The organism is Roseomonas sp. TAS13 (assembly GCF_001950415.1).
In the GTDB taxonomy this organism is placed as follows: Bacteria; Pseudomonadota; Alphaproteobacteria; order Acetobacterales; family Acetobacteraceae; genus Roseomonas; species Roseomonas mucosa.
In genome coordinates, this window is sequence record NZ_BDLP01000467.1 from 1 (window position 1) to 2,926 (window position 2,926).

General features: G+C 71.7%; 3 protein-coding genes and 1 pseudogene. All 4 read right to left on the reverse strand.

Annotation, left to right across the window (positions count from 1 at the left end; genetic code table 11):
• Positions 1-3: 3 nt before the first annotated feature.
• Positions 4-969, reverse strand: a complete 966-nt coding sequence (locus ROTAS13_RS22170) for a D-isomer specific 2-hydroxyacid dehydrogenase family protein (RefSeq protein ID WP_058390362.1) — start codon at positions 967-969, stop codon at positions 4-6.
• A 74-nt stretch (positions 970-1,043) separates the two neighbouring features.
• On the reverse strand, positions 1,044-1,739 hold the full coding sequence (locus tag ROTAS13_RS22175; protein ID WP_075823457.1) for a hypothetical protein: 696 nt from the start codon (positions 1,737-1,739) through the stop codon (positions 1,044-1,046).
• Between the two features lie 167 nt (positions 1,740-1,906).
• Positions 1,907-2,467 carry a type 1 glutamine amidotransferase domain-containing protein gene (locus ROTAS13_RS22180; protein WP_058390364.1) on the reverse strand — a complete coding sequence of 187 codons (561 nt, stop codon included), beginning with the start codon at positions 2,465-2,467 and terminating at the stop codon, positions 1,907-1,909.
• A gap of 146 nt (positions 2,468-2,613) precedes the next feature.
• A pseudogene (locus ROTAS13_RS27455) lies at positions 2,614-2,926 on the reverse strand (hypothetical protein); the annotation flags it as partial.

Here is a 2,926-nt window from a genome sequence, read left to right on the forward strand (position 1 = left end):
GCATCAGACCACGAGGTCGAGCGGCGCCACCGGCTCGCCATGCTCGACGCTGGCGATGTTGCGGTACATGCGGGTGACGGTGGCGGCGAAGTTGTCGCGTGCGGCGGCGCCGATATGCGGCGTGACGATCACGTTCTCCATGTGCAGCAGCGGATGGTCCGCCGGCACCGGCTCGGTCTCGAAGACATCGACGCAGGCGGCCTGGATCTCGCCGGCGCGCAGGGCCTCGACCAGATCGGATTCCACCACCACGCCGCCACGGGCGACGTTGACCAGCACGGCGGTCTTCTTCATCGCCCGGAACTGCGGCGCGGCGAAGAGGCCGCGCGTCTGCGGCGTCAGCGCACAGTGCAGCGAGATGACGTCGGATTCCGCGAGCAGCGTCTCGAAGGGCACGTGCTCCACGCCGAGCTCCGCCTCCTCCGCCGGATCGAGCCGGTTCGGCTTGCTGTACAGGACGCGGCAGGAGAAGCCGCGCAGGAGCCGCGCCAGGCTCTTGCCGATATAGCCCAGCCCGACGATGCCGACGGTCTTGCCGCTGAGCATGAAGCAGTGCTGGCCCACGGCCCCCTTGAGCCATTCGCCGCGCTCCAGCCCCTTGTGCCCCGGCAGGATGCCGCGCGCCGTGGCCATCATCATCGCCAGCGCCGTCTCGGCCACCGGCACGGCGTTGCTGCCGGTGGTGCGCATGATGCGGATGCCCAGCTCGCGCGCCGTACCGAGGTCGAAGTTGTCGATGCCGACACCCCATTTGTGGACGCCCCGGAGCTGCTTCGCGCCGCGCATCATCGCGCCGGTCACCGGCACGTCGCCGGAGATGGCGTAGTCGGCCTCGGCGATCGCGGCGGCCTGGGTGGCCTCGTCCCGCGCGGTGGTGGTGAAGATCGAGAAGCCGGGCGGCAGGAGCCCGTTCAGCGCCTCCATGCGCTGCGGGCTCAGAGGGTCGAGGAACACGATTCGGGCGACCATCGGCAAGGCTCCTGCTCGGGCGGGGATGCCGGCATTATGCGGCACATCGCCACAGCCGCCAGGGCTCCGCCGGGTCAGCCGCGCCCGGGCCCGTGCAGTGCGCGCACCATCTCCACCGCGAAGCGCGCGATGTTGCGGCGGAGCTCCTCCTCTTCCTTGGGCTTCGGCTCGGTGATCAGGTGCAGCTTCAGCATGCGGCCGGCCACGCCGCTCATGCACAGGGTCTGCTCCTGCGGCTTCTTGCCGGCCATCAGGTCGAAGGCCTCGCAGGAAATCACGGGCGTGCCGCCTCCCACGCCCAGATCGGCATGGCGCTGGGCCAGCAGCCGGACGCCACCCTCACCGCGCTGCAACTCGGTGCGCAGATAGGCGGCCTCGCTGGCCAGTTCCGCCGCCAGCACGGCGGAGAAGGGCCCGTCCGGCACCGTTTCCGTGGGCTTGCCGTAGAGATAGACGGTGGCGCGGCCGGAAGGTCCCGCATAGCGGGCGATCAGCCCTTCCACCCCTTCCGGACTGGGGGAAGGCTGTTCCACCTCCTTGCGGCGGAAGCCGCCCGCCTCGCCCGGCAGCGCGTTCCAGAGCGCGGCCAGGGAAGGCTTGGCAGGCACAGCGGGGGGCCGGGCGGAAGGGTCCGGCGCCCCGGTCGGCGCGGCATCGCCGGGACGGGCCGCGGGCGTATCCGGCGCCGGGGCTGGGGTCGGGGCCGCCAGGGCGAAAGCCGGGACGGACAGGCAGAGAACCCCCGTCAGCACCCGCGACCAGCCAAGCATGGAAACCTCCGTTACCCTTGTCATCGGGCGCGGAGGTCGCATGAGGGGCGGAACAGCACAACCGGCTGTCGGGTGTCGTGCTGTAACAGGTCCTCCCCTGTCCTCGCCCGGGGCACGGTCGCCCTGCGCGCCATTCCGGGCGGCGAGGGCCGTCCGGCCAGCGGGTCTCAGGCCGCCTTGCGCGGCGCCGCCTGTTCCACCGCCCGCACCACGGCATCACAGAAGGCCGGCAGGTCCTTGGGATTGCGGGAGGTGATGAAGTTGCCGTCCACCACGCAGGTCTCGTCCACCCATTCCGCCCCGGCGTTGCGGAGGTCGGTCTTCAGCGAGGGGTAGGAGGTCATCTTCCGTCCCTTCACCGCCCCGGCTTCCACCAGCATCCAGGGGCCGTGGCAGATCGCCGCCACCGGCTTGCCGGAATGCGCGAAGCCCTTCACGAAAGCCACCGCCGACTCATCCTGGCGCAGCTTGTCGGGGTTGGTGGTGCCGCCGGGCAGGACCAGCGCGTCGAACGCCTCGGGCTTCGCCGCCGAAACCTCCAAGTCCACCCTGATCTTCTCGGAGGGCTTCACGTCCTCGTCCATGGCCTGGATCTCGCCGGACTTCAGGGACAGCACCACGACCTCGGCGCCGGCGTCGCGGAGCGCCTTCATCGGCTCCGTCAGCTCCACCCGCTCGACGCCGTCCGTCGCCAGGATGGCCACCTTGCGGTTCTTCGCGTCTGCCATGGGAATACTCCTCGTCATTCCGTTGAACCGGGGGGGTGCGCGGCATGTTGAGCGCCACGCTCCGCCTGGCCGGAAAAACGAACGGCAGGGCCAAGGGTTGTGCCCCCGGCCATGCCCGATCCCCATGTCCGATCCCTAGCCTGGCCTCAGCCGGTGCGGGCCCGCAGCGCCTGGACGCCCTTCTGCCAGGCGGCCCAGGCCGCGTCCGCCGCCTGTCCGGTACGCCCGGCCTCCTGCGAGGCGCGGTTCAGCTGGGCCCGCGCCTGTTCCCGGGCCTGGCCGCTGCGGTCTTCCGCCGCGGCGCGGGCGCGGACCAGGGCGGCATCGGCCAGCCCGGCCTCCCGCGCCGCCGCCTGGAACACGCCCAGCAGGCGGCGCTGTTCCGCCAGGGCCTCCACCAGCCCGGCGAGCTCCGCCCGGCCGCCGGCCGCCTCGGGCAGGTCGGCCAGCACCTCGCGC

Coding starts and splice junctions, on each gene's coding strand:
- ROTAS13_RS22170 (WP_058390362.1), bottom strand. CDS start 969: ATGGTCGCCCGAATCGTGTTCCTCGACCCTCTGAGCCCGCAGCGCATG.
- ROTAS13_RS22175 (WP_075823457.1), bottom strand. CDS start 1,739: ATGCTTGGCTGGTCGCGGGTGCTGACGGGGGTTCTCTGCCTGTCCGTC.
- ROTAS13_RS22180 (WP_058390364.1), bottom strand. CDS start 2,467: ATGGCAGACGCGAAGAACCGCAAGGTGGCCATCCTGGCGACGGACGGC.